This window comes from Solibacillus silvestris (assembly GCF_051967575.1).
Classification (GTDB): domain Bacteria; phylum Bacillota; class Bacilli; order Bacillales_A; family Planococcaceae; genus Solibacillus; species Solibacillus silvestris_B.
Window position 1 is genome coordinate 52398 of sequence record NZ_JBQCJW010000014.1, and the last position, 22138, is coordinate 74535.

Consider the following 22138-nt stretch of genomic DNA (forward strand, 5'->3'; position numbering starts at 1 on the left):
ATTAAAAGGATGCTCAGTTTTCGGGTATCCTTTTTGTTAAATTAATAGAAACAATGACAGGGAGGATCAGCTGATGGATACATCATTCACCACCAAAAATGCAATCGAGCAGTTTGCATTGGATGAACTGAAAAGATATTACAAAGGCGGCAAGCGCGTGAAATTTGAGCGTAATGACACTGAAATAGCTGATGACGGCTTTGAGATCATCCATTGCAAGGATTCCTATTTAATTCGAGGCAATTCTAGCCGGGCTTTGCTGTACGGAGTTTATCGCTTCATCGAAAAAGTGGAAGGCATCGTTTTTTTCGACTTGCAGCAGCACCGGAAAATCGAGGCGGAAGGTATAGAGGAAACATATATAGGCAAGCCGAAATTTTCTCGCCGCGGCAATGTTTTTGAGACAATTGACGACATCTTATTTTTAAAAAGAATGCTCGACGTAGGGACGAAAAATGGATTGAATGAAGTGTTTTTCACGTTTTTCCTGTGGGATGAAGTAAAAGAGGCACTTTCGGAGGAAATTCAAAAACGAGGAATTGAAGTAACGCTCGGCGGACATAGTTTACGCTATTTAATCGCAAAGGCAAAAGGCATTGAAATAGCGGGGAAAACGGCAGCAGATGGGGCGGTCAATGATCTGATCGGCAAGGAAACAGAATTTACAGCTGCATATGCAATGAAAAATCATGACTTTCTGCAGGATGAACAAGCGCAGCAGGAAGTCATTCGGCTCATCGTTTCCTATTGTAGACGTGAAGCGGTCATTCGCCGCATTTCATTATGGCCGGAAGATGTCGGGGCAAAGGGGGATGAAGCTGCATTATTTTTGACACGCTACATTGGCTTTACGGAAAAGCTTCAGCGGGCATTGCAGGAAGCAAGCCTGCAAGTAGAAGTGGAGCATATTGTTTATAATGCGGGTTTAAGCTGGGAAATGCTTGAACGCAAGCAGCAGAAAGCAGGGGCAACCGATATTCTATACGCTTATTGGGGGCGCGATTATACAGAAAGCTATGAATCCGAGCGTGATTTGCGTGCATGGAAAAGCCTGATCGATTGGCGGCAAGCAACAGACAGATCGATTACGGTTTTCGAATATTACAGCGACCACTTTATGCTTAGTGAATTGTTCCCGCTGCTGTTTGATCGAATTGCAGCGGATGTGGAACGCTATAGGGAAATCGGCTGCAATGGAATGGTGAACTTAGTAGTGCCATTGCATAAATCTGCGAAGGAACAACGACATATGGAGCATTATGAATATCAGCAATATCAACAGCTGAACAATATTGTTTTTGCACGGTCGCTTTGGGAGCATGCTGAAACCGTCCCTCATTTGTTATCGGGACAGATGCAGCAATTCGCACGGCAAATGGAGAGAATGCTTGGGAAGCATAGTAAATACAATACAATTTTTTTCCCAAGCCGTGTTGTGGAAGCAAAAAATCCGGAAGCGAAGGCGGAAGTCATTAATATGCTTACAGAAGTAGAACTATTAATTCAACAAACAAATGTGGAAGCACCGTTGAAGCATTATACGGAAGCTGTAAAACAGGTTGTGCAAGTGACTAAGGAACGCTGGGAGGCATTATAATGTGGGATTCTGTTTATTATTATCGGGAAAAGACACAGCGCAAGCTACATTTGAAGCAGGATGTACTTGTATACGGAGCGACACCCGCAGGCATTACGGCAGCGATTACACTAAAGAAGCAAGGCTATAATGTGCGTATTGCCGAGTGCAGCCGTTTTATCGGCGGTATGACGGCGAGTGGCTTAGGGGCAACAGACTTGGGGGCGGAAGAAGCTTTAGGAGGTTTGGCGAAGCAATTTTACGAAGAGGTTGCCAAACATTACGGTTTGAAAAAATGTGTGCGTTTTGAGCCCCATGTAGCAGAGGGCATCTTTAAAAAATGGCTGGCGGATTTTGCGATCGATGTACAAACAGAGCAATTCATCGAATCGGTCGTCAAGGAAAATAAAGCGATCCGGCAAGTCAGGATGACGGATGGCACAACATACGAAGCACAGCAATTTATCGATGCAAGCTATGAAGGGGACCTGATGGCAAATGCAAAGGTTTCGTATATTGTTGGACGAGAAGCGAACGCAGTATACAAAGAAATATATAATGGCGTGCAATTCGGTACACAGCATCATAAATTTGAACGATTTATCGATCCTTATATTGTGGAAGGTGAACCTGAAAGCGGTTTGCTGTATGGGATTTCCGATGAGCCTGCAACAGAGCAAAACGGTGCGGGCGATCAACGGATCCAGGCATATAATTTTCGGGTTTGCTTAACGAAGAAAAATAAAGTTCCTTTCCCAAAACCGGAAAGCTATAATCGAGAGCACTATGCATTATTGCTGCGCTATTTACAGGCGGGGCACTGGGATGCGATGAAGCTCCATACGCCTTTGATGAACGGCAAAACAGATTTAAATAACTATGGCGCTTTTTCCACCGATTTTATCGGCAAGAATTATGCTTTTCCAGATGGAAGCTATTCATTGCGCGAGAAAATTTTTCAGCAGCACGTAACATATGTGGCGGGGCTTTTGTATTTTTTGGTAAATGATGAGGCAGTGCCGGCCGATGTTCGACAGGAGGTGCAGCAATGGGGCTTGCCGGCGGACGAGTTTTTAGAGACGAATCATTGGCCAAGGCAGCTTTATATTCGCGAAGCACGCAGAATGATCGGGGAATATTGCATAACGGAGCATAACGCACTTCAATATCGCGTGTGCGAGCAGCCGGTCGCGGTCGCTTCCTTTCATATGGATTCGCACCATTGCCGCCGGGTTGTATTGAATGGACGGGTAGTTAATGAAGGGGACATTCAAATTCCGGTGAAGCCTTTTGCAATCGATTTGCGCGCATTATTGCCAAAACAGCAAGAATGCACGAATTTAATCGTGCCGGTCTGCTTAAGCGCCTCACATATTGCGTATGGGTCCATTCGCATGGAGCCTGTATTCATGATGCTTGGTCAAGTTGCAGGCACAATCGCTGCACAGGCGCTGCATATGCACAAACCTGTCCAGCAACTGGCATATGAAGACATAAAACAATCGTTGCTGGAGCAAGGGCATGTTGTTGAATGGGATATGTCGATTGTGGATGATCCGATTCGCCGTATGGAAGAAACGTTTGGAGGGGAATGATATGCTAAAGCAATTGACTAAGAAATTTAATGAGGAAATTTTGGATTTATGGAATCAGTGTTTACCTGATTTTTTGCTGACAGACCGTTTGCTTGAGCAAAACATATGGCGGTCTCCATATGTTTTACGGGAGGGAAGTGCTGTAAAAGAGGTGGATGGGAGAGTAGTTGGCATTGTCATTGCGAAAATGTGGCATGATACATATGATGTTGCATTAAACAAAGCACATGGCTGGATTCAAATGCTGCTTGTGCACCCTGATTATCGGCAGCAAAAAATTGCGACAGAGCTTTATGAATATGCAGAACAGGCACTTATAAAAAATAATGTGAGGAAAATACAAATCGGCGGGGATTTAGGGCATTTATTATGCGGAATTCCGCTGACAGAGCAGGCTGGAATTGCGTTTGCGGAGAAATTCGGCTATAGGCGGCTTGTAGAGAGCGCGGATTTCACAAGAAAAGTGACGAAACCTTTAGCGCTTCCCGAAAAGGACAAGGTGCAGTTTGTTCTTCTGGAAAAAGAGGAGCAGCAGCAATTCATCGATTTTATATCAAATGCCTTCCCTGGACGATGGACATTTGAAGCACATGATTACTTCGAGCATGGGGGAACTGGCCGGGATTATGTAGTCGTGAAATGGGAAGGGAAGATTGTTGGCTTTTGCCGTATAAATGACGAGCAAAGCGCTTGGAAAGGACCGAATTATAATTGGGCAGAGCAATTTGACAATTTAGGCGGCATTGGCCCATTAGGCATCGACGAAAAGTACCGCAAATACGGGTTGGGCAGAGCGGTTGTCGAAGCGGCAGAGTACTATTTACAGCAACGCGGAAAAGCGACATTATTTATCGACTGGACCGACTTGATTGCCTTTTACGAAAAGTTGGGATATACTGTTTGGAAAAAATATGGAATCTTTTTGAAGCAGGTGGATGAGGATGTGGATTTTAAGCGCTGATATCGGGGGTACTAAGCTGGCATTGGGGATTTCAAGCAAGGAAAAACCGGAGCACATTATTGAGCAATTGGAAGTTGCAAGCCCGCAGCAGTCAGAAGCTTTATTTGAGGCAATGATTGACGGATTCAATAAGCTTATACAGAACAAAGAAGGAGAAGTGGCTAAAGTTGCCGTAGGATTGCCCGGAATTTTGGATTTACAGCACGGCATTGTCGTACATCAGCAAAACTTGCCGTGGAACCAATTTCCGTTAGTGCAGCGTTTGCAGGCGGTGTATCCAAAAGCGGGGATTCATATGGAAACAGATATGATGACAGCGGCAAATGGCGAATATAAAATACGGCATTTTGAGCAAGAGACGCTAATTTATTTAACGATCAGCACGGGGATTGCTTGCTGCACGATTCATGAAGGGAAATTTTTGCGGGGGGCAGGAATACCGGGAGAAGTCGGCTTTTCATTAACTAAAACAGGCGCGTATTTTGAAGAGCAATGTGCAGGGCCTTGGCTGGCAAAGCTGCTGCAGGAAAAAACAAACCGCAATCATACTACACTACAGCAATTTTTGCAGCAATATTATGAGCAAGACGAAGAAGTTGTGCCGATTATACAACAATGGCAACAGGAAATCGCACAAAAAATCCACAGCTTCATTCTTTTACTGGACCCCCATGTAGTTGTGCTTGGGGGAGGCGTGATGAACCACCATCCCCAGATTGTGAAAGAAATTGCTGCATTGGTCGACAGCTATTTCGGCTTACCGTTTTTTGAACATAAAAAAGGGCGAGTGCAAGGAAGCATTAATAAAGGAAACGCAGGATTAATCGGAGCAGCGCTGTTGTAAAGCAGAGAGTGGGTATTAATCCTAAAAGTAAAAAACGATCATTTTACCTGCTAGTAAAATGGTCGTTTTTCAGTCTTTTAAAATTGATTTGCCCTGCGGTTACCGGCAGCTAGAAACCGGGCCGGGAAAGGCTGATTCGGCAATTTCCCTTCTATCTTATGCGGCTTTCAGTGGCAGGGTCAAAGAAATGCGCTTTCGTCAAATTAAAGTTCAGTTTAATCTTTTGGCCCATCGCTATATCGGAATCCGCATGAATTTTGCCGACAAACTGCTGATCATCAATATTCGCGTAAACAATCGTTTCGGCACCGGTTAATTCACTTACTTGCACTGTTGCCGTTACCCCATTTTCCGAATGCGGGGCGCCTGTTTTAAAGTCGTCGTTAATATCTTCAGGACGGATGCCTAAAATGATTTCACGATTTAAATAGTTTTGCTCTTTTAGCAATTTTAGATTGTTTTCCGGCACACGGATTTTTTCATTTCCTATTTCAAAATAATCCCCTACGACGTTTCCGCGAAGAAAGTTCATGGCAGGCGAACCGATAAAGCCGCCGACAAATACATTTTCGGGAGTATCGTAAACTTCTCGGGGTGTCCCGATTTGCTGGATAACCCCATCTTTCATGACTACAAGGCGGCTAGCCATAGTCATTGCCTCTGTTTGGTCGTGTGTAACATATAATGTTGTCGTATTTAAACGATAGTGAAGTTTAGTAATTTCGGACCGCATTTGGACACGGAGCTTTGCATCCAAGTTTGATAATGGTTCATCCATTAAAAATAGCTTTGCATCACGAACGATGGCACGCCCTAATGCTACACGCTGGCGCTGACCGCCTGAAAGAGATTTTGGCTTTTTATCGAGCAGTGTACTTAAACCTAAAATAGCGGCCGCTTCACGAACCTTTGCATCAATTTCGCTTTTCGGCATTTTGCGTAATTTCAAACCGAACGCCATATTTTCATAAACATTCATATGCGGGTAAAGTGCATAGTTCTGAAACACCATGGCAATGTCACGGTCTTTCGGCTCCACTTCATTGACGCGTTTTCCATCAATGCGAAGCTCGCCCTCCGATATCGTTTCCAAACCTGCTACCATACGCAATGTCGTTGATTTCCCGCAGCCTGAAGGACCGACAAGGACGATGAACTCCCCAGGCTCCACATTTAGATGAAAATTTTCAACTGCGACATAACCGTCCGGATAGCGTTTCTTAATATGATCGAAATCTAGCATAGTCAATTCCCCCTTCATTACTATTATTTTAAAAAAAGCGAAGGGACAATGCTTTGTGCAAATTGCAATAAATTATAAAGAAAATTCCGTCAATTTGAATAACTGGGCGCTTAAGTAGGCGATTAATAAATCTTCGCTGCGCCTCAAATCAAGCGATGTTTCATCATAAAAACGCTGTAGACGGTAAAGCAATGTATTACGATGCAGATGCAACTCTTTTGCGGCAGCGGAAACATTCCCATTGTGCGAAAACAAAGCGGAAATCGTCATGCTGATCTCCTCGTTGAAATGATTGTTCATAGTTTGCCGCAAGTAATGCTGAACAGGCATTTCCAAAAAGCTCGGCAATAAAAAAAGCAGGCTATTCGTAAACGTGCATATCGTCTCAAAATAATATTTCTGTATTGTTTGAAATACTCGCTGTTCAATCGAAAAAACAGTATGAACCGTATTGGTGATAAGGTGTGGCTGCCCTATAAAGAGCTGTCCATGTATATAAAAGTCATTTTCTAAAATGGCAATAAAACTCTCTAGCTCTTGTAAGGAATAATCTTTAAATAAAATTATCCAAAAAGTTTGCGGCGCAGCTTCAATAAGCAGTGCATCATTCATGAAAAATAGCTCGACTGCATAATTTAATTGTGCTGATTTGCTTTTTGTCGCATATTGCAATACACGGATTACCGTATCAGATTTGTTCGGTATGACGATTCCCTGTGTTAATAGCAAATACCAAGGATTATGCTGTTCTGTTTGTTCTTCCAAAAATTGCGTTAAAAATAAAATATCGCGTGCAGAAATTTCGCTTTTCAGGATTTCATACCAGCAATGGTTGCTGCCGTCATAAAAAATTGCTGTCGATGTATGTGGCGCTGTTGGAAAAGTTGTATGTCGTATTAGAGATGGGAATAATTGTTTTAGTTGCATCGGAAAACCCTCCATTAGACAAAAATAAAAACGTAATGGTTAGTAAAAATAACCAAATACGCTTTTATTGTATCATTTCCAGTATTCAAGTACTTAACGAATCGTTACGGCTGTACCTGTTGCGACACACATCATCATGCCTTCGCGCAAAGTTTCAAAGTCAAGGTCTACAGCGATAATGGCATTGGCCCCCATGCTGCGTGCACGATCAGTCATCTCTTCAATGGCAATTTTCCGCCCTTCCGCCAACTTGTCTTCATAAGAGGCACTGCGACCGCCGACGATATCTGTTACCGATGCGAAAATATCGCGCACGATGTTTGCTCCCATGATCGCCTCGCCTGAAACAATCCCGTGGTAAGCTTCAATTGTTTTACCTTCTATTGTGTTCGTTGTTACGACTAGCATTATTTCCACTCCTTTAAGTCTGATTAATATATATACACCGAAAACTAGGAAAAAGTTTCATTATTTTCAAAATAAAAACGGCATGCGTCTTTGTAAAAAGAGCATACCGTGTTCAGCTATTTTCGTTCTTCATTTAAAATGCGTTGTGTTTCATCGAATTCTTTTTCAATTTCCGCATTTGGTTTATATGTCAGCATACTCACTACGACTGCAACGACTAGACATGCGATAAAGCCCGGTACAATCTCATACAGCATACTTGATAAACTTTCCGTACGTCCCCAGACGAATGCTACTGCGGCACCTGCAACCATCCCGGCAAGTGCGCCGTAATTTGTAAGTTTACGCCAGAATAAAGAAAGTAAAATGATCGGGCCGAATGCTGCACCGAAGCCTGCCCATGCAAATGCCACTAAGCCTAAAATCGTGCTTTCAGGATTCCATGCAACAATCGCTGCAAAAATGGAAACAAATAGTACGGCTACACGACCTAAAAATACATAATGTTTATCTGTCGCTGTCTTGTTGAATAATGCTTTATAAATATCTTCAATAAGTGCTGAAGATGTTACGATTAATTGTGAAGAAATTGTACTCATGACTGCCGCTAAAATGGCTGCAAGAACGATACCGGCAATGAATGGGTGGAATAAAATTTGGCCTAATACGATAAACACCGTTTCAGCATCCTTTAATTCTGTTCCTTGCTGCTGGAAGTATGCAACACCGACCAATGCAGTTGCAATTGCGCCAAGCAAACTGAAAATCATCCAGCCAATCCCGATACGACGCGCATTTTTCGTCTCTTTCACTGATTTAATCGCCATAAAGCGCACGATAATATGCGGCTGGCCGAAATAGCCAAGTCCCCATGCAAGCGAAGAAATAATTGCCGCTGCCGTCACCGTGGAAGGAAGAAGGCTGAACATTTCCGGATTGACCGATTTAATAGAATCCAATGTTTCCCCAATGCCGCCTGTTAAGAAAATTCCGAATATTGGGATGGCAATTAAAGTAATAACCATAATTAAACCTTGAATAACATCCGTATAACTAACAGCTAAAAATCCGCCAAATAAAGTGTAAGCGACTACAACCGCAGATACGAATAAAAGACCTGTATGATAGTCCATTCCAAATGAGCTCTCGAAAAACTTGCCGCCCGATACCATTCCGGAAGATACATAAAACGTAAAGAATACTAAAATAATAATACCAGAGGCGATACGTAATAATTTCGTATTATCGCGCAAACGGTTATCCAAATAACTCGGGATCGTAATCGAATCCTTCGTCACTTGTGTATATACACGCAAGCGTGGCGCTACAAGCAACCAGTTTAAATAAGCGCCGATCGTTAAACCAATCGCGATCCAAGCTTCCACAAGACCTGATAAATAAATCGCTCCTGGAAGTCCCATTAATAACCAGCCCGACATATCCGCTGCACCGGCACTTAACGCAGTAACTGCCGCACCAAGTCCGCGGCCGCCCAGCATATAATCTGTCAAGTTGCTCGTTTTGCGAAATGCATACCAGCCAATTCCGAGCATGGCTATCATGTAAATAATAATTGCCAATAATTGATAGCTATAATCTGACATAAAAACAGCTCCTTTAATATTCTTTTTTGCTACCTTTACCTCGCGTTAGCAGGGAGCAGCAATTCCCCCTCAGGCTTCGGAAAGCGGAGGCAGGAAAATTGCCCGTAACAACCTGTTTGAAATTTCACTTTATCATGAAGCAATATATAATCGTCAAAGCATTATAATATGGCGCCGCTGCTAACTATTTTTTCTTTTTCGTTAAGCGTCCAGCTAAAAACGCACCTGCAGCAACAGCTAAAATCGTATTCGTCTTTTTATTGAATACTTGCTTTGTGACAAGTGTAAGATTTTGAGGGCGCTCCGCTAAACGGCGCATAAAATAACCATACCAGTCGTGACCGAATGGCACATACGTACAGAAGTTATATCCTTCTTTAGCAAGACTCAATTGCATATCTTTGCGGAATCCATAAAGCATTTGGAACTCGAATTTGTCATACGGAATATGATGTTTTTCAACAAATTGTTTTACATGGTTAATAACATTGTGATCATGTGTCGCGATAGAAGTGAATTTGCCATGTAGTAAATGATATTCAATTTGCTCGATAAACTTGCGGTCAATATCCGCTTTATTTTGATAGGCAACAGATTCATCTTCCTTGTATGCACCTTTCACAAGGCGTAAGCGATAATCTTTAAAACGTTCGATATTTTCGTCTGATTCAAAGAAATATGCTTGGATAACCGTACCTACATTTTCATATTCGGCATGGAATTTTTCCAGCAAATCAAATGATGGATGAAGACGCGCATAGTTCTCCATATCAAAATTAACAAAAATCTGATATTCGTTTGCTAATGTGATAATTTCTTTCAAGTTGTCAGAGCAAAACTCAAAATCAATATCCAATCCAAGCTGTGAAGGCTTTAATGAAATATGCGCATCCAGATTTTCGCTATGAATACGCTCAATTACTGCTAAAATTTGCTCTTTTGCAGCGAGAGCCGCCGATTTTTCAAATACGAATTCCCCTAAATTATCTACAGTACACGAAATGCCATGTGCATTTAATTCTTTAATGCTTTCTACGACTTCATCGATATTTGTACCTGCAACGACACTTTGCGCTCCGAGTTTAAAACCATATTTTTGGGCTGCAGAATTTAATGTTTGATTTTCAGACAGCGCGATAAAAAAATCTTTTAACGACATTTTGAATACTCCTCCTACGTGAAAAATTATTTTTGTTGATGTTGAGGTGAGTATAAAACAAAATATTCGAAAAAGGAAATAGATTTTGAGTAGATAAATGTTTGCAAAAGGGAAAAGTGAGGAATAACAACGATTTTCACACAAAAAAAATTTTGTTGAAATATCTTTCTTAAACGTTTTAATGCTATGAAAATCAAAAATTTCAATTGGTGCCAAATAATATTGCACATAGAAAAAATAGAGACCTCCCAAAAAAAGGGGGTCTTTATTTTGCGGAAATGTAATTTTATTTACCATTTTTGGCAGCTATTTACGCTTCAATCTGTATTGCAGGCCTTGACGGTGAATGCCTAAAGCTTTTGCTGTTTGAGAAATATTGCCATCGTTTAGCTGGAGTGCATATGTAATATAATGGTCTTCCACTTTACGCATATATTCATCAAGCGGCTGTAAATTTTGCCCGGAGAAGTCGAACAATGACTGCTGTTCGGATTTAACCGTTTCAGCTTGTTTGAGCTTCCATTTGAAATATGCCGGAATATGTATAAGCTCAACATATTCTTCAGTTGTAAGCAGTGCGCTAATATCATCGAGCAAAACTTCGAGCTCTTTTAAATTGCCCGGCCAGTCGTAATTCAGGAAAATCTTTTCAATTTCAGGAGCTAATCCTTTAACAGAGCTGCCGTAAGCCATGCGACGACGAGCGAAATAATCGTCCACAAAAGGCTTAATATCTTCACGGCGTTCCCGCAATGACGGTACTTGAATCGTTAAGTTGGAAAATAAATAATACAGATTTTTGGAAAGGCGCCCTTGCTGGATTAAATCAATCGGGTCTTCTCCAATGCTTGCAATGAATACATGATTGCGTTCGGTATGTTTTTCAAGAAGCTCGACTATACGATTTTGTGCTCCATCCGATAGAAATTCAATTCGTTCGGCGAAAAAGGTGTAATTTTTTTCCTCGGCAATATACTTTTCGATTTGCGCTAGCAGTGTATCTTCATTTCTGCGGCATATGAGTGTTATAAAGCGTTCGTTTTTTTCGGAAAGCTCATGATGAATACCTTCAGCGATCATATCTTTCCCTGTGCCGGATTCCCCGACAAGCATGACAGGGATGCGGCCAAGAGCGGCGATTTTAGCCTGCTGAATAACTTGTTTCATCGATTTTGATACTGCGGTAATAATATCAAAAGTCAACGGCGCACCATAACGGCTAAGTGGGCGGTCCATTAAAAATTCCTGCTGTGTTATGTCCCGGGATAATTGAATAGCGATTTTCGTCCCATCATTTAAGGTGTATGGGTAATAGTCGTTAATCATCGTTACTTCTTGACCAAGGGCATTCCAGAATGTTTGCTTTATATGTTTAAAACTTTGCCCTGAGGCTAAAACTTTTTGTAGCATATTCTGCTCTAAATTAAAGTCGAGAGACTGTGATAAAAAACGCTGTGTAATTTGCTCAAGCGATTCCCCAGTGAGTTCGCGCATCTTTTTGTTGTATACGATAACACGTCCATTTTCGTCTATGGCGCAAAGGCCGGTTTCTATTTTTTCGATCATAAATTCAAAGACACTAGAGCGATCGAGCTGTTTCATGCGGTGCAACCCCCTTCGTTTTATTTTATCATGGAGCCAGTAAAATTAAGATAATTATTGTTTTTAAGAAAAAATATTTGATTTAAGCATTATTATATTGCATAATTCAAATTAAGTAATATAGAATAATGCAAAATTATATTGCACTTAATATCGGAGGTAATGATAAATGATTAACTACAAACACGAACCATTTACAGATTTCTCGGTAGAAGAAAACAAGCAAGCATATTTAGAGGCACTGAAAAAAGTAGAAGCACAGCTTGGTGCCGACTATCCACTAATTATCGGTGGCGAACGTATTACAACAGAAGATAAGATCGTATCATATAACCCAGCAAAGAAAACGGAAGTGATTGGTTCGGTTTCAAAAGCTTCAAAAGATTTAGCTGAAAAAGCAATGCAAGAAGCAGATAAAGCATTCAAATCCTGGAAGAAAGTTAAACCGGAAGTGCGTGCTGACGTATTATTCAAAGCGGCGACAATTATTCGCCGCCGTAAGCATGAATTTTCAGCATGGCTGACAAAAGAAGCAGGTAAGCCATGGAATGAAGCGGATGCAGATACAGCAGAAGCAATCGACTTTTTAGAATACTATGGTCGTCAAATGCTGGAAATGAAGGAAGGGCGCAAAGTAGAAAGCCGTCCAAACGAATACAACCGCTATGACTACATTCCACTAGGCATCGGTATTGTTATTTCGCCTTGGAACTTCCCGTTTGCGATCATGGCAGGTACTACGGTAGCGGCAGTTGTTACAGGCAACACAGTATTATTAAAACCTGCATCGACAACACCGGTCGTTGCCTATAAATTTATTGAAGTGCTTGAAGAAGCGGGATTGCCAAAAGGCGTTGTAAACTTCGTGCCTGGCAGCGGTGCAGAAGTAGGAGACTATTTAGTAGATCATCCGAAAACACGCTTCATCAGCTTCACAGGCTCTCGTGATGTCGGCTTGCGCATTAACGAACGTGCATCTAAATTAAACGAAGGCCAAATTTGGATTAAACGCGTTATCGCTGAAATGGGCGGTAAAGACACAATCGTTGTCGATAAAGAAGCAGATTTAGAATTAGCGGCACAATCAATTGTAAAATCTGCATTCGGCTTCTCTGGTCAAAAATGTTCAGCATGTTCACGCGTAGTGATCGTAAAAGATGTTTATGATCAGGTTGTAAACCGTGTAGAAGAATTAACGAAAGCTTTAACGATTGGTGACCCGGCAGATAATGCAAACTTCATGGCGACAGTTATCGATTCAGCGGCATTCAAGAAAATTAGTGAATATATCGAAATCGGCAAAACAGAAGGCCGTTTAGTTGCTGGTGGCACAGCGGATGATTCTGTAGGCTATTTCGTACACCCGACAGTATTTGCAGATGTTGATCCGGAAGCGCGTATTATGAAAGAAGAGATTTTCGGGCCGGTTGTCGCAATGACAAAAGCAGACACATTTGAAGAAGCGATTGAAATTGCAAACAACACAGAATACGGCTTAACAGGTGCAGTCATTACAAATAACCGCATGAACCAGGAATATGCACGCGAAGAATTCCATGTAGGCAACCTTTACTTTAATCGCGGATGTACAGGCGCAATCGTTGGTTACCAGCCATTTGGCGGCTTCAACATGTCAGGCACAGACTCAAAAGCCGGCGGACCAGACTATTTAACATTGCATATGCAAGCAAAAACAACTTCAGAAGCTTTTTAACAATTAAGTACAATATCATTGGAAAATTGCCTTAATATATAGTAAAAACTCCTTCACAATGCCTCGTGAAGGAGTTTTTTCGACGTTGAAGGATAAATATAAGCGAAAAACGGCTATTAAAATTTTCCTGTCCATTGCAGCAAACGGTCAGTTTCTTCTTATCGTTGACCGCATTTCAATTGGCTAAGAATAGATTGATTGGATATGATGAACATATGAAAATTGCCTCTGTTTTTTAGGAAGCGCATTTAACTTTCTTTTTATATTGAAAACATGCAAAATAAAAGAAAGTAATAGAAAGGTGGCATATTTATGAAAACAGAGCAACAATATTTTGAAGAGAGCATTTCAATGAAAGATTATATGGATGCAATGTCGCAACTAAAAGAACAAAGCTTTGCAATTTATGATAATTTTACACTTCCTGAGGATGCAGCATTCTTTAGAAAACTAAAAGAGGCGAATATTCATATATTGGCGATTACTGAAGATTGGTGCGGGGATGCGATGATTAATAACCCGATTATCCGCAAAGTAGCTGAGGCTGCCAATATTGAAATCCGCACAGCTTTGCGTGATGCCGACACAGAGTTGATCGACCGCTATTTAACAAACGGTGGACGCGCGATTCCAATGTACTTAATTTTAAATGAAGCTGGAGAAGTCATCACAACATGGGGGCCGCGCGCACCACAATTACAGCAGCTTGTAACAGATATGCGCGCAACATTGCCGGATAAGGAAGACCCGGCGTTTGAAGAGTCGCAAAAAGCATTGTACGAAAAAATGCGCGGGCAATATGTGGAGAATGCCGAGCTTTGGAGCTATATATATGAAGATTTCAAAAATAAAGTAAACGCAGCACTATAATTTTCCTTCGTATTTTCTAACGAGTTCTTACTATTAATATATATAGTAGGAACTTTTTTCTATTTTAAGCGTATTATTGAAGAGAGTGGATGAAGAACAATTGTTGCTTTTCTAAAACAGAGAGAAGTATACTTTGAACAGAATAAAAAAATTAACTAATCAGGATGAGATCAAAATGAAAAGAGCAAGAATAATATATAACCCAACTTCCGGACGAGAAATATTTAAGAAGCATCTACCTGAAGTATTAGAAAAACTGGAAAAGGCCGGGTATGAAACTTCCTGTCATGCAACTACTGGGGAAGGGGATGCGACAAAAGCGGCTAGCGAAGCAGTGCAGCGTGAATTTGATGTTGTCATTGCTGTTGGCGGCGACGGAACATTAAATGAAGTTGTTGCAGGAATTAGCCAATATGAGAAAACCCCAAAGCTTGGATTAATTCCGATGGGGACGACGAATGATTTTGCGCGTGCGGTGCATATTCCGCGCAATATTGAAGATGCGCTCAATATAATTATCGCCGGGGATACACTGCCTGTCGATGTCGGCATTTTAAATGATGACCGCTATTTCATCAATATCGCTGCTGGCGGCCGGATTACTGAACTGACATATGAAGTGCCGAGCAAAATGAAAACATTGCTTGGACAAATGGCTTATTATTTGAAAGCGATTGAAATGATTCCTTCCATTAAAGCGACACATATGAAAATCGAAATGGATGGGGAGGTATTCGAAGGCAATGCGATGATGTTTTTATGCGGTTTGACGAATTCTGTCGGCGGCTTTGAAAAAATAGCCCCGGATGCCTCGATTAATGATGGGCTTTTTACAGTGATGATTTTGAAGGAATGCAATATTGCGGATTTCGTGCGTATTGCATCACTTGCCCTACGCGGTGAGCATTTATCGGACGAGCGTGTCATTTACCGGAAGGCGAGTCGTGTAGTCGTAACTTCCGAGCAGGAAGTCCATTTAAATTTAGATGGTGAATACGGCGGGGATGCACCTGCTATTTTCCAAAATTTAAAACGTCACATCGAAGTGTTCGTCCCGATCGATGAAATACGGGAAATCGATAGGCTGGAACAATAAATTTAGTGTAAGCTTGCAACGGTAGTGGATGCCATTGCAAGCTTTTTAATTTGTTTAGGAAATTATAGAGTTTGGAATTAGGGTAGCTTTTTAAGATAATGTTGTCCCCGTCTGGTCGATCCGATCTGTGCCTACTCCCCTTAACATTAGGCCCTCCGTGCAAAAAAAAGGGCCTATAGTGCGGTTATTTCAATTTTAATAAAAGCTATTCTCTTTTATTGAACAAAATTTATATTTTTCTGTTAGAGATTCAGACTCTTAATTAAGTGATAAGGGAAAATAAAATAAACGGAGATTTTCCGCTTATTTGCGCAATGGGGTTCGTTTCGTGGGGAATAAGCGGAGTTTTTCCGCCTATGCAAAGAAAAATACTCACTTTTCATGTTTTTCGAGTCAATAGACGGAATTTCTCCATCTATATAGGCAATATTTCACTCCATTTTCTAAATAAGCGGAATTTTTCCGTCTATCTATTAGTGTGGGTGCTTAAACTGATTTCCTGATCGGTAATAGCGGACCTCCTGCATCCCGGTTGCGGAAATTACCCTCTTTTTCCCGTTTTTCCGCTTCATTTAACACGCCAAGAACTCACCGGGTATTTCACCTGACGAATAAAATATGCAGATATATTTCCCGAAGAAAAAAGACCGATTGTTGCGCCAGTAAAAACCTTTAATTGAAATGTATGCCCCTAATAAAGAAGACGGATTTTCAGTGCCCTCGTGCAAAAATGATGAAACATTTACTTTTGCAACGGGCAATCCAATGTTTGAGGCTTACACGATGTGAGTCATTGGGGGCATGCCACACGAATTGGCGTTTTGCCCACTCGAAGTTGGACGGGCGCCTTGGCGTTTTTGTTCTTTGGATAGCATCCGGATGTTTCCGCAAATTTAAAAACCTCCATCGTAACAAATATAATCTGTTACGATGAAGGCATCATTTATCAAGTGAGAGAGCGGTTAATTAATTCTTCATATCTATAGTGTGAATTTATGCATGCTTTGCTGAAGCTGTTTTGCCTGTTCTGCCAAACGCTCTGACAATTCTTCCATTTGCTGAACGATTTCTGATTGGTGCTTTGTCGCTGTTGCTACTTGCTCGACGTTCATCGTTGTCTTTTCCGTCCCATGCGAAATTTCCGTCACTGAAGCGGCAACTTCCTCGGAGCTTGCCGAAATTTGCTGCGATGTCGCGGAAATATGTTCTACACGTTCGGTCATTTCATGAATATTATTATTTATCGAATGGAAGGAATGTCCTGCGCGATCAATGACGACAACCCCATCATTTGCACATTGCAAGCTGCTCTCCACTGCCTCGCCCATATTTCTGGAATTGGACTGAATCGTTTCTATTAGCAGAACGATGTCGCTCGCCGATTTTTTTGATTGTTCCGCTAGCTTTCGTACTTCATCCGCCACGACAGCAAATCCTTTTCCGTGTTCACCTGCCCGTGCGGCTTCGATTGCGGCATTAAGCGCAAGCAAGTTTGTTTGGTCGGCAATATCGGTAATTGCATTTGTAATCGTGCTAATTTGCTCGGACTGCTCGATTAGCATATTCGAAAGCTGTGAAATGGATTGAGTCGATTCATAGATTGTTTCCATCTGCTGCATCGCTTCGTCAATAATTTTAACTCCATCATTCGCAGACTGTGCCAATATGACCGCTCCGCCATGGAGATCTTGCGTAGCGAGAGCGATGGAGTTGATTCCTTGGGACGTCTCATCTACAGCAACCGCGCTTTCATTTGCACCGATTGTCATCGTCTCGGCAGTTTGTGATGTATGGTAAATCAGCTTGTTGATTTGCGCTGTTTCAGATGAAATAATATGACTATTTTCCATGAGCGCATTGGCAGAGTTGTTTAGCTGATCAGAGTTTTGCTGAATGTTTACTATCAGCTCCTCAAAATTATGCTGCAAAGAAATAAATGCCCGTGAAAGCATCCCCATTTCGTCTTTTGTTCGGATCGGCTTATGTGCAACTTTAATATTGCCGTTTGCGATTTGCTCCAGATCTTTTGTGATAGTTTGCAGCGGTGTCGTAATGCCGCGCTTCGTGTAAATCATATAAAGCGTAATGACAATAATCGTTAAAATGATGAAAATAACCGACAAAATAGTGGAAAGGGAAATCATGCTTTGCGTATCTTTTACAATTTTATCAAGCTCTTTATTTTCAATCTCCTCGATTTTTTCCGCTAGCTCGCTCGTAAACACGCTGCTATGCATATAATCTCCATTCACTATTGAAAGTGCGGTGGATATATCGCGTGACTGTATGGCGGAAGTCACTTTATTGATTTGCTGCGCAATAATTTCAGCCTGATCCTTTAAATTGCTAATGATAGGGGTAGCTTCAGCTATTATATTTCCGCTTTGTACCTCATCAATTAGCTGCACAAGGCCCCTCGTATGATTGGATAATAAGTCCAGGTTTTTTTGAGAAGGGTCTGCTGTATAGGCACGTGCATATATACCTTGAGACAGTATGTGTTGCTGTATATCATTAATCCGCTGCACTTGCGCCATTTGTACGTCGACTGCTTTAGATACTTCCCCGCCAATTCGAGAAAATTGAACAGTAGCGAAGCCAATCGATAAAAGCAGCATAATCTCAATTAAAATAAAGCCAAAATTAAGTTTTTTTCGAACCGACATTATTTTATTCTCCTTGAAATTAATAGAATTATTAGTGCTATGAGCTAAATTATATAGGTATTACCATTTGATTACTACACCAAAAGTAATAAAAAGAAATATTAAAAAATATAGCCGAAAGTATAATAAGTGCAAATTATGAAGAGCGTGGTACAATAAAGAAATTGAAATGAGAGGAAGAACTGAACATGACGGCACCAATTAAAAAAAATGACCGTACAACGGTTTATATAGAAGATTTAACACATGATGGCAATGGCGTCGCGAAAATCGATGGCTACCCTTTATTTATTCAAGGGGCGCTTCCAGGAGAGACGGCGGAAGTCCATATATTAAAAACATTGAAAAACTATGGGTTCGCAAAAGTGGTTAACCTAATCGAAAAGTCCGCCGATCGTGTGGAAGCGCCATGTGTCTATTTTTCACAATGCGGGGGTTGCCAATTACAGCATCTTTCATATGAGGGACAATTGAAATGGAAGCAAAATATGGTCGCAAATGTCATGAAGCGTCTTGGTAAAATCGACGCGCCTGTCCATCCGGTAAAAGGAATGGACGAGCCATGGCATTACCGAAACAAATCTCAAATCCCGTTCGCGCAAAATGAAGCGGGCGAGATGGCGGCAGGCTTTTATAAAACAAAGTCACATACAATTGTCGATATGGAGCGCTGCTTGATCCAAACAGGGGAAGCCGATACGGTCATGGCTGACTTAAAGCGCGAAATCGAGATTTTGGGTGTTCGTCCATATGAGGAAAAGTCGCATCAAGGAATGCTGCGCCATGTTGTCATCCGTAAAGGCCGAGCAACAGGCGAAGTGATGGTTGTGCTCGTAACGAAATCGAAAAGATTCCCGCAGGCAAGCGCGGCTGTGGAGAAAATCCGTACGCTTATACCGAATGTCACATCGATTGTCCAAAACATTAACACCGAAAAAACAAATGTCATCTTCGGCAGTGAAACAATCACGCTTTGGGGCAAAGATACAATTGAAGATACGATCGGCAATGTCCGCTTTGAAATTTCCGCACGCTCGTTTTATCAAGTGAACCCGATCCAAACAGAAGTCCTTTATAAGCAGGCACTGGATTATGCGCAGCTGTCAGGCAATGAGCGCGTCATCGATGCATACTGCGGTATCGGCTCGATTTCACTGTTTTTAGCCCAAAAAGCTGGCCATGTGATGGGTGTTGAAATCGTCGAGCAGGCAATCGAGGATGCGAAACGCAATGCCGCATTGAACGGCTTTACAAATACGTACTTCGAGGCCGGCCCGGCGGAAGAAGTGATTCCGCGCTGGTATAAAGAAGGAAAAGAAGCGGACGTATTAGTAGTCGATCCCCCGCGCAAAGGCTGTGACGAAGCATTGCTGAATACGATCATTGAGCAAAAGCCAAAGCGGGTTGTGTATGTATCATGCAACCCAGCCACTTTAGCGCGTGATCTTCGCATTTTGGAAGATGGCGGTTATAAAACACAGGAAGTGCAGCCGGTTGATATGTTCCCGCATACGACGCATTGTGAATGCTGTGCGTGGCTTGAACTAGCTGACTAATCCTTATTTAAGCGTGTTTTTCAACGTACGCTTTATTTGGATGCGTCTTTGGTATAGTTAATTTAATATTGTCAGAAACATAAAAAGCAGACGGTTTAGAAGTGCGATAATGCACCTCTAATTGGCCGTCTGCTTTTACTTTGATAACCTTTACAAATCGTGCTAGAATTTCTGGTGTTAATTCTGTTAACGGTTGTTCAGGATTTAGTTTTTGCCGAATATATTGCTTTAGTTCATCAACATTGATGGTTGTTTCATTTTCTTCTTCAACCTCTAACAAATTAATCTTTTCGACCAATTCGTCAATTTGGGGATTTAATGTCAATGCAAGGTTGTTGAATGAATCTTGATCAATTTTATCATCTAGGAACAGTTCTAAAGCCTTTTGTTTTTTCTTTCGTAGACTAGTTAATTTTAAGTTGAAGTTTTCTAAATCGTTATTTACTTTAGTCTGTGAATTTTCGATTTGTTTGTCTAAAAGCTTCTCAATAGAATTTTGAGATACTTTTGAAAAATAAAGTGAATTTAAATCATCTAAAATTGCTTGGATTAATTTTGTTTCGATGGGACGGAAATTTTCTGAACAGGCTTTTTTCCCATATTTATTTTGATATCCACAAACATAACGATCACGTTTAAAGTGCATACCTGCACCACAATTAGCACAAATGAGTAGTCCTGTAAATAGGTGTATAGTTTGTTGGGAACGAATACGTTTTCTAGCTTTAATAAGCTGCTGTACTAATTCGAAATCTTCCTTAGAGATAATTGCCTCATGTGTGTTTTCTCGAACAATCCAATCCTCTTCATCGTTAACAATTCGCTTTGTTGTTGTAGGAGAAATTGTTGAAGTTTTCTTTGCAACAAGTTTACCAGTGTAAATTTCACGTTCTAGAATTTGTCGAACAGAAGAGCCGTGCCAAACTTCGCCGGCATTTTGATGACCTTTTCGTTTTGCTGGGGTAGGAACATCCTCTTTATATAAGGCACGTGCTATTCCATCGAAGCTCTTACCTGCAATATAATCTGCAAAAATTTGTTTCACAACTTCTGCACTACCATCGCTAGAAACATATAATCGTCCATCCTTTAAATCGTAGCCAAATGGCGCTTCATCAAAGCGACCTAATTTTACACGTGTATCATACGCTGCTTTAATTCGTCTACTAGTTCTTACAGATTCATTTTCAGACAGCCACACATATAACCCCAAGTTCATAGAATTATCTTCTAGTGTATTAACAGATCCATCGAGTGCTACTAAATCAATTTGATTGTGAATTAGGACATCATAAAACTCGTATGAAAATGCACTATTTCTCGATACTCGAGAGAACTCTTTGGTCACAACTACATCAAATTTTTTGTTTTTGGCATCTGTCATCAATTTTTGAATACCTTCACGATTTGACTTTGCTCCGGATTCGATATCAATATAAATTTCTACAAGTTCCCAACCCATTTCATCTGCGAAATTTTTAATCATTGCGATTTGAGCAGAAATGGATGTTTGCTGACTTTCGTATTTCGTCGATACACGAACATAAGCTACAACCCGTAACTTCTTTTTTCCTTTTTTTCGCTTAAACATGTCGGCCATCCTCCATAATTGGAAGATTACTTGAATGTTCGAACATATCATTTAAAAATTGAATTTTTTGAGCATCAAAAGATAGCAACTCAATTTCATTAGTATTCAATAAGTTGATAAATTGTTTAGTTGTTGCTGCATTACGTGAAACGCGTGATAGCCCTTGTACAAGTACCACATCAAATTTTTTATCATGGGCATCAGACATTAGTTTTTGGAGACCTTCTCGATTTAATTCGGAACCTGAACCTTCATCGATGTAGATACTATCAATTTCTAATTTAAGAACATCAGCAAGTTTATTCAACTGGTTAATTTGATTTGAAATCAAATGTTCACTTGAATCCTTGGGTGTACGGACATAGATAGCACAACGCTTTGAATTTAGGTGTATATAATCCATTACGCTCGTATTACTAGTATCGTTAATAAAACCTGCTAGTGTCGGGTAATTATCAGTATTTAACTCTGATAAAGTAATTAACTTAATTTGATTAGTATTTAAAACGTCAGTTACTAATTGAGTTAAATGACCTAATCGCGAGATGCGAGTTAAATCTTGTACGATAACGCCTTCAAATTTTTTCTTCTTGGCATCTGTCATCAATTGTTGAATGCCTTCACGCTCTAAAGTTGAACCACCTGCGATACCCCCTCTGTTAGGATAGATGTCGTACCGAGCTAACGTGATATGATTAAGTAAAATACACGGAGGTCGAGACGAAT

The 22138-nt window shown here is 41.0% G+C and carries 17 protein-coding genes; 8 read left to right on the plus strand and 9 right to left on the minus strand.

Features of this window, described 5'->3' with window-relative positions; translation table 11 throughout:
* Positions 1-73: 73 nt before the first annotated feature.
* From ACTHOQ_RS10780 to ACTHOQ_RS10795, 4 genes are read left to right on the plus strand one after another with little or no spacing between them, the layout of a single operon-like run.
* Complete coding sequence (locus ACTHOQ_RS10780; protein ID WP_440496118.1) at positions 74-1597, plus strand: hypothetical protein; 1524 nt, start codon at positions 74-76, stop codon at positions 1595-1597.
* Positions 1597-3171 carry an FAD-dependent oxidoreductase gene (locus ACTHOQ_RS10785; protein ID WP_440496119.1) on the plus strand — a complete coding sequence of 525 codons (1575 nt, stop codon included), beginning with the start codon at positions 1597-1599 and terminating at the stop codon, positions 3169-3171. Before ACTHOQ_RS10780 ends, ACTHOQ_RS10785 begins: the two co-directional genes overlap by 1 nt.
* 1 nt (position 3172) lies before the next feature.
* A complete protein-coding gene (locus ACTHOQ_RS10790) occupies positions 3173-4132 on the plus strand; it encodes a GNAT family N-acetyltransferase (RefSeq protein WP_440496121.1) in 960 nt (319 codons plus the stop codon).
* The gene (locus ACTHOQ_RS10795) at positions 4113-4976 is read left to right on the plus strand and encodes an ROK family protein (protein ID WP_440496123.1); all 864 of its coding nucleotides are present in this window, start codon (positions 4113-4115) and stop codon (positions 4974-4976) included. The genes ACTHOQ_RS10790 and ACTHOQ_RS10795 overlap by 20 nt, the downstream gene beginning before the upstream one ends.
* Positions 4977-5127: 151 nt before the next feature.
* Here the strand turns inward: ACTHOQ_RS10795 and ACTHOQ_RS10800 are convergent, their stop codons facing one another.
* The 6 genes from ACTHOQ_RS10800 to ACTHOQ_RS10825 form a co-directional block, all read right to left on the minus strand.
* Entirely contained in the window at positions 5128-6225 is a 1098-nt protein-coding gene (locus ACTHOQ_RS10800) for an ABC transporter ATP-binding protein (RefSeq protein WP_440496124.1), read from the minus strand.
* A 66-nt stretch (positions 6226-6291) separates the two neighbouring features.
* Entirely contained in the window at positions 6292-7146 is an 855-nt protein-coding gene (locus tag ACTHOQ_RS10805; RefSeq protein ID WP_440496126.1) for a PucR family transcriptional regulator, read from the minus strand.
* Between the two features lie 93 nt (positions 7147-7239).
* The gene (locus ACTHOQ_RS10810; protein WP_440496127.1) at positions 7240-7554 is read right to left on the minus strand and encodes a YbjQ family protein; all 315 of its coding nucleotides are present in this window, start codon (positions 7552-7554) and stop codon (positions 7240-7242) included.
* 116 nt (positions 7555-7670) lie between these two features.
* Entirely contained in the window at positions 7671-9158 is a 1488-nt protein-coding gene (putP, locus tag ACTHOQ_RS10815; protein WP_440496128.1) for a sodium/proline symporter PutP, read from the minus strand.
* Between the two features lie 184 nt (positions 9159-9342).
* Positions 9343-10317, minus strand: a complete 975-nt coding sequence (locus ACTHOQ_RS10820; protein WP_440496130.1) for a proline dehydrogenase family protein — start codon at positions 10315-10317, stop codon at positions 9343-9345.
* A gap of 306 nt (positions 10318-10623) precedes the next feature.
* Positions 10624-11919, minus strand: a complete 1296-nt coding sequence (locus ACTHOQ_RS10825) for an AAA-type ATPase lid domain-containing protein (protein WP_440496132.1) — start codon at positions 11917-11919, stop codon at positions 10624-10626.
* A gap of 169 nt (positions 11920-12088) precedes the next feature.
* On the opposite strand from ACTHOQ_RS10825, the gene pruA reads away from it, so the two are divergent.
* From pruA to ACTHOQ_RS10840, 3 genes are all read left to right on the plus strand, one after another.
* Complete coding sequence (pruA, locus tag ACTHOQ_RS10830) at positions 12089-13633, plus strand: L-glutamate gamma-semialdehyde dehydrogenase (RefSeq protein WP_440496134.1); 1545 nt, start codon at positions 12089-12091, stop codon at positions 13631-13633.
* Positions 13634-13945: 312 nt separating this feature from the next.
* A complete protein-coding gene (locus ACTHOQ_RS10835) occupies positions 13946-14503 on the plus strand; it encodes a thioredoxin family protein (protein ID WP_440496136.1) in 558 nt (185 codons plus the stop codon).
* 175 nt (positions 14504-14678) lie between these two features.
* Positions 14679-15599, plus strand: coding sequence for a diacylglycerol kinase (locus tag ACTHOQ_RS10840; RefSeq protein ID WP_440496138.1), 921 nt, complete (start codon positions 14679-14681; stop codon positions 15597-15599).
* Between the two features lie 980 nt (positions 15600-16579).
* Here the strand turns inward: ACTHOQ_RS10840 and ACTHOQ_RS10845 are convergent.
* Entirely contained in the window at positions 16580-18265 is a 1686-nt protein-coding gene (locus tag ACTHOQ_RS10845) for a methyl-accepting chemotaxis protein (RefSeq protein WP_440496140.1), read from the minus strand.
* Between the two features lie 188 nt (positions 18266-18453).
* On the opposite strand from ACTHOQ_RS10845, the gene rlmD reads away from it, so the two are divergent.
* A complete protein-coding gene (gene rlmD / locus ACTHOQ_RS10850) occupies positions 18454-19821 on the plus strand; it encodes a 23S rRNA (uracil(1939)-C(5))-methyltransferase RlmD (RefSeq protein ID WP_440496141.1) in 1368 nt (455 codons plus the stop codon).
* A 7-nt stretch (positions 19822-19828) separates the two neighbouring features.
* Here the strand turns inward: rlmD and ACTHOQ_RS10855 are convergent, their stop codons facing one another.
* Both ACTHOQ_RS10855 and ACTHOQ_RS10860 read right to left on the minus strand, forming a co-directional pair.
* On the minus strand, positions 19829-21412 hold the full coding sequence (locus ACTHOQ_RS10855; RefSeq protein WP_340776676.1) for a recombinase family protein: 1584 nt from the start codon (positions 21410-21412) through the stop codon (positions 19829-19831).
* On the minus strand, positions 21405-22138 hold a 734-nt coding region (locus ACTHOQ_RS10860; RefSeq protein WP_440496144.1), incomplete at its 5' end, for a recombinase family protein. The genes ACTHOQ_RS10855 and ACTHOQ_RS10860, both read right to left, overlap by 8 nt.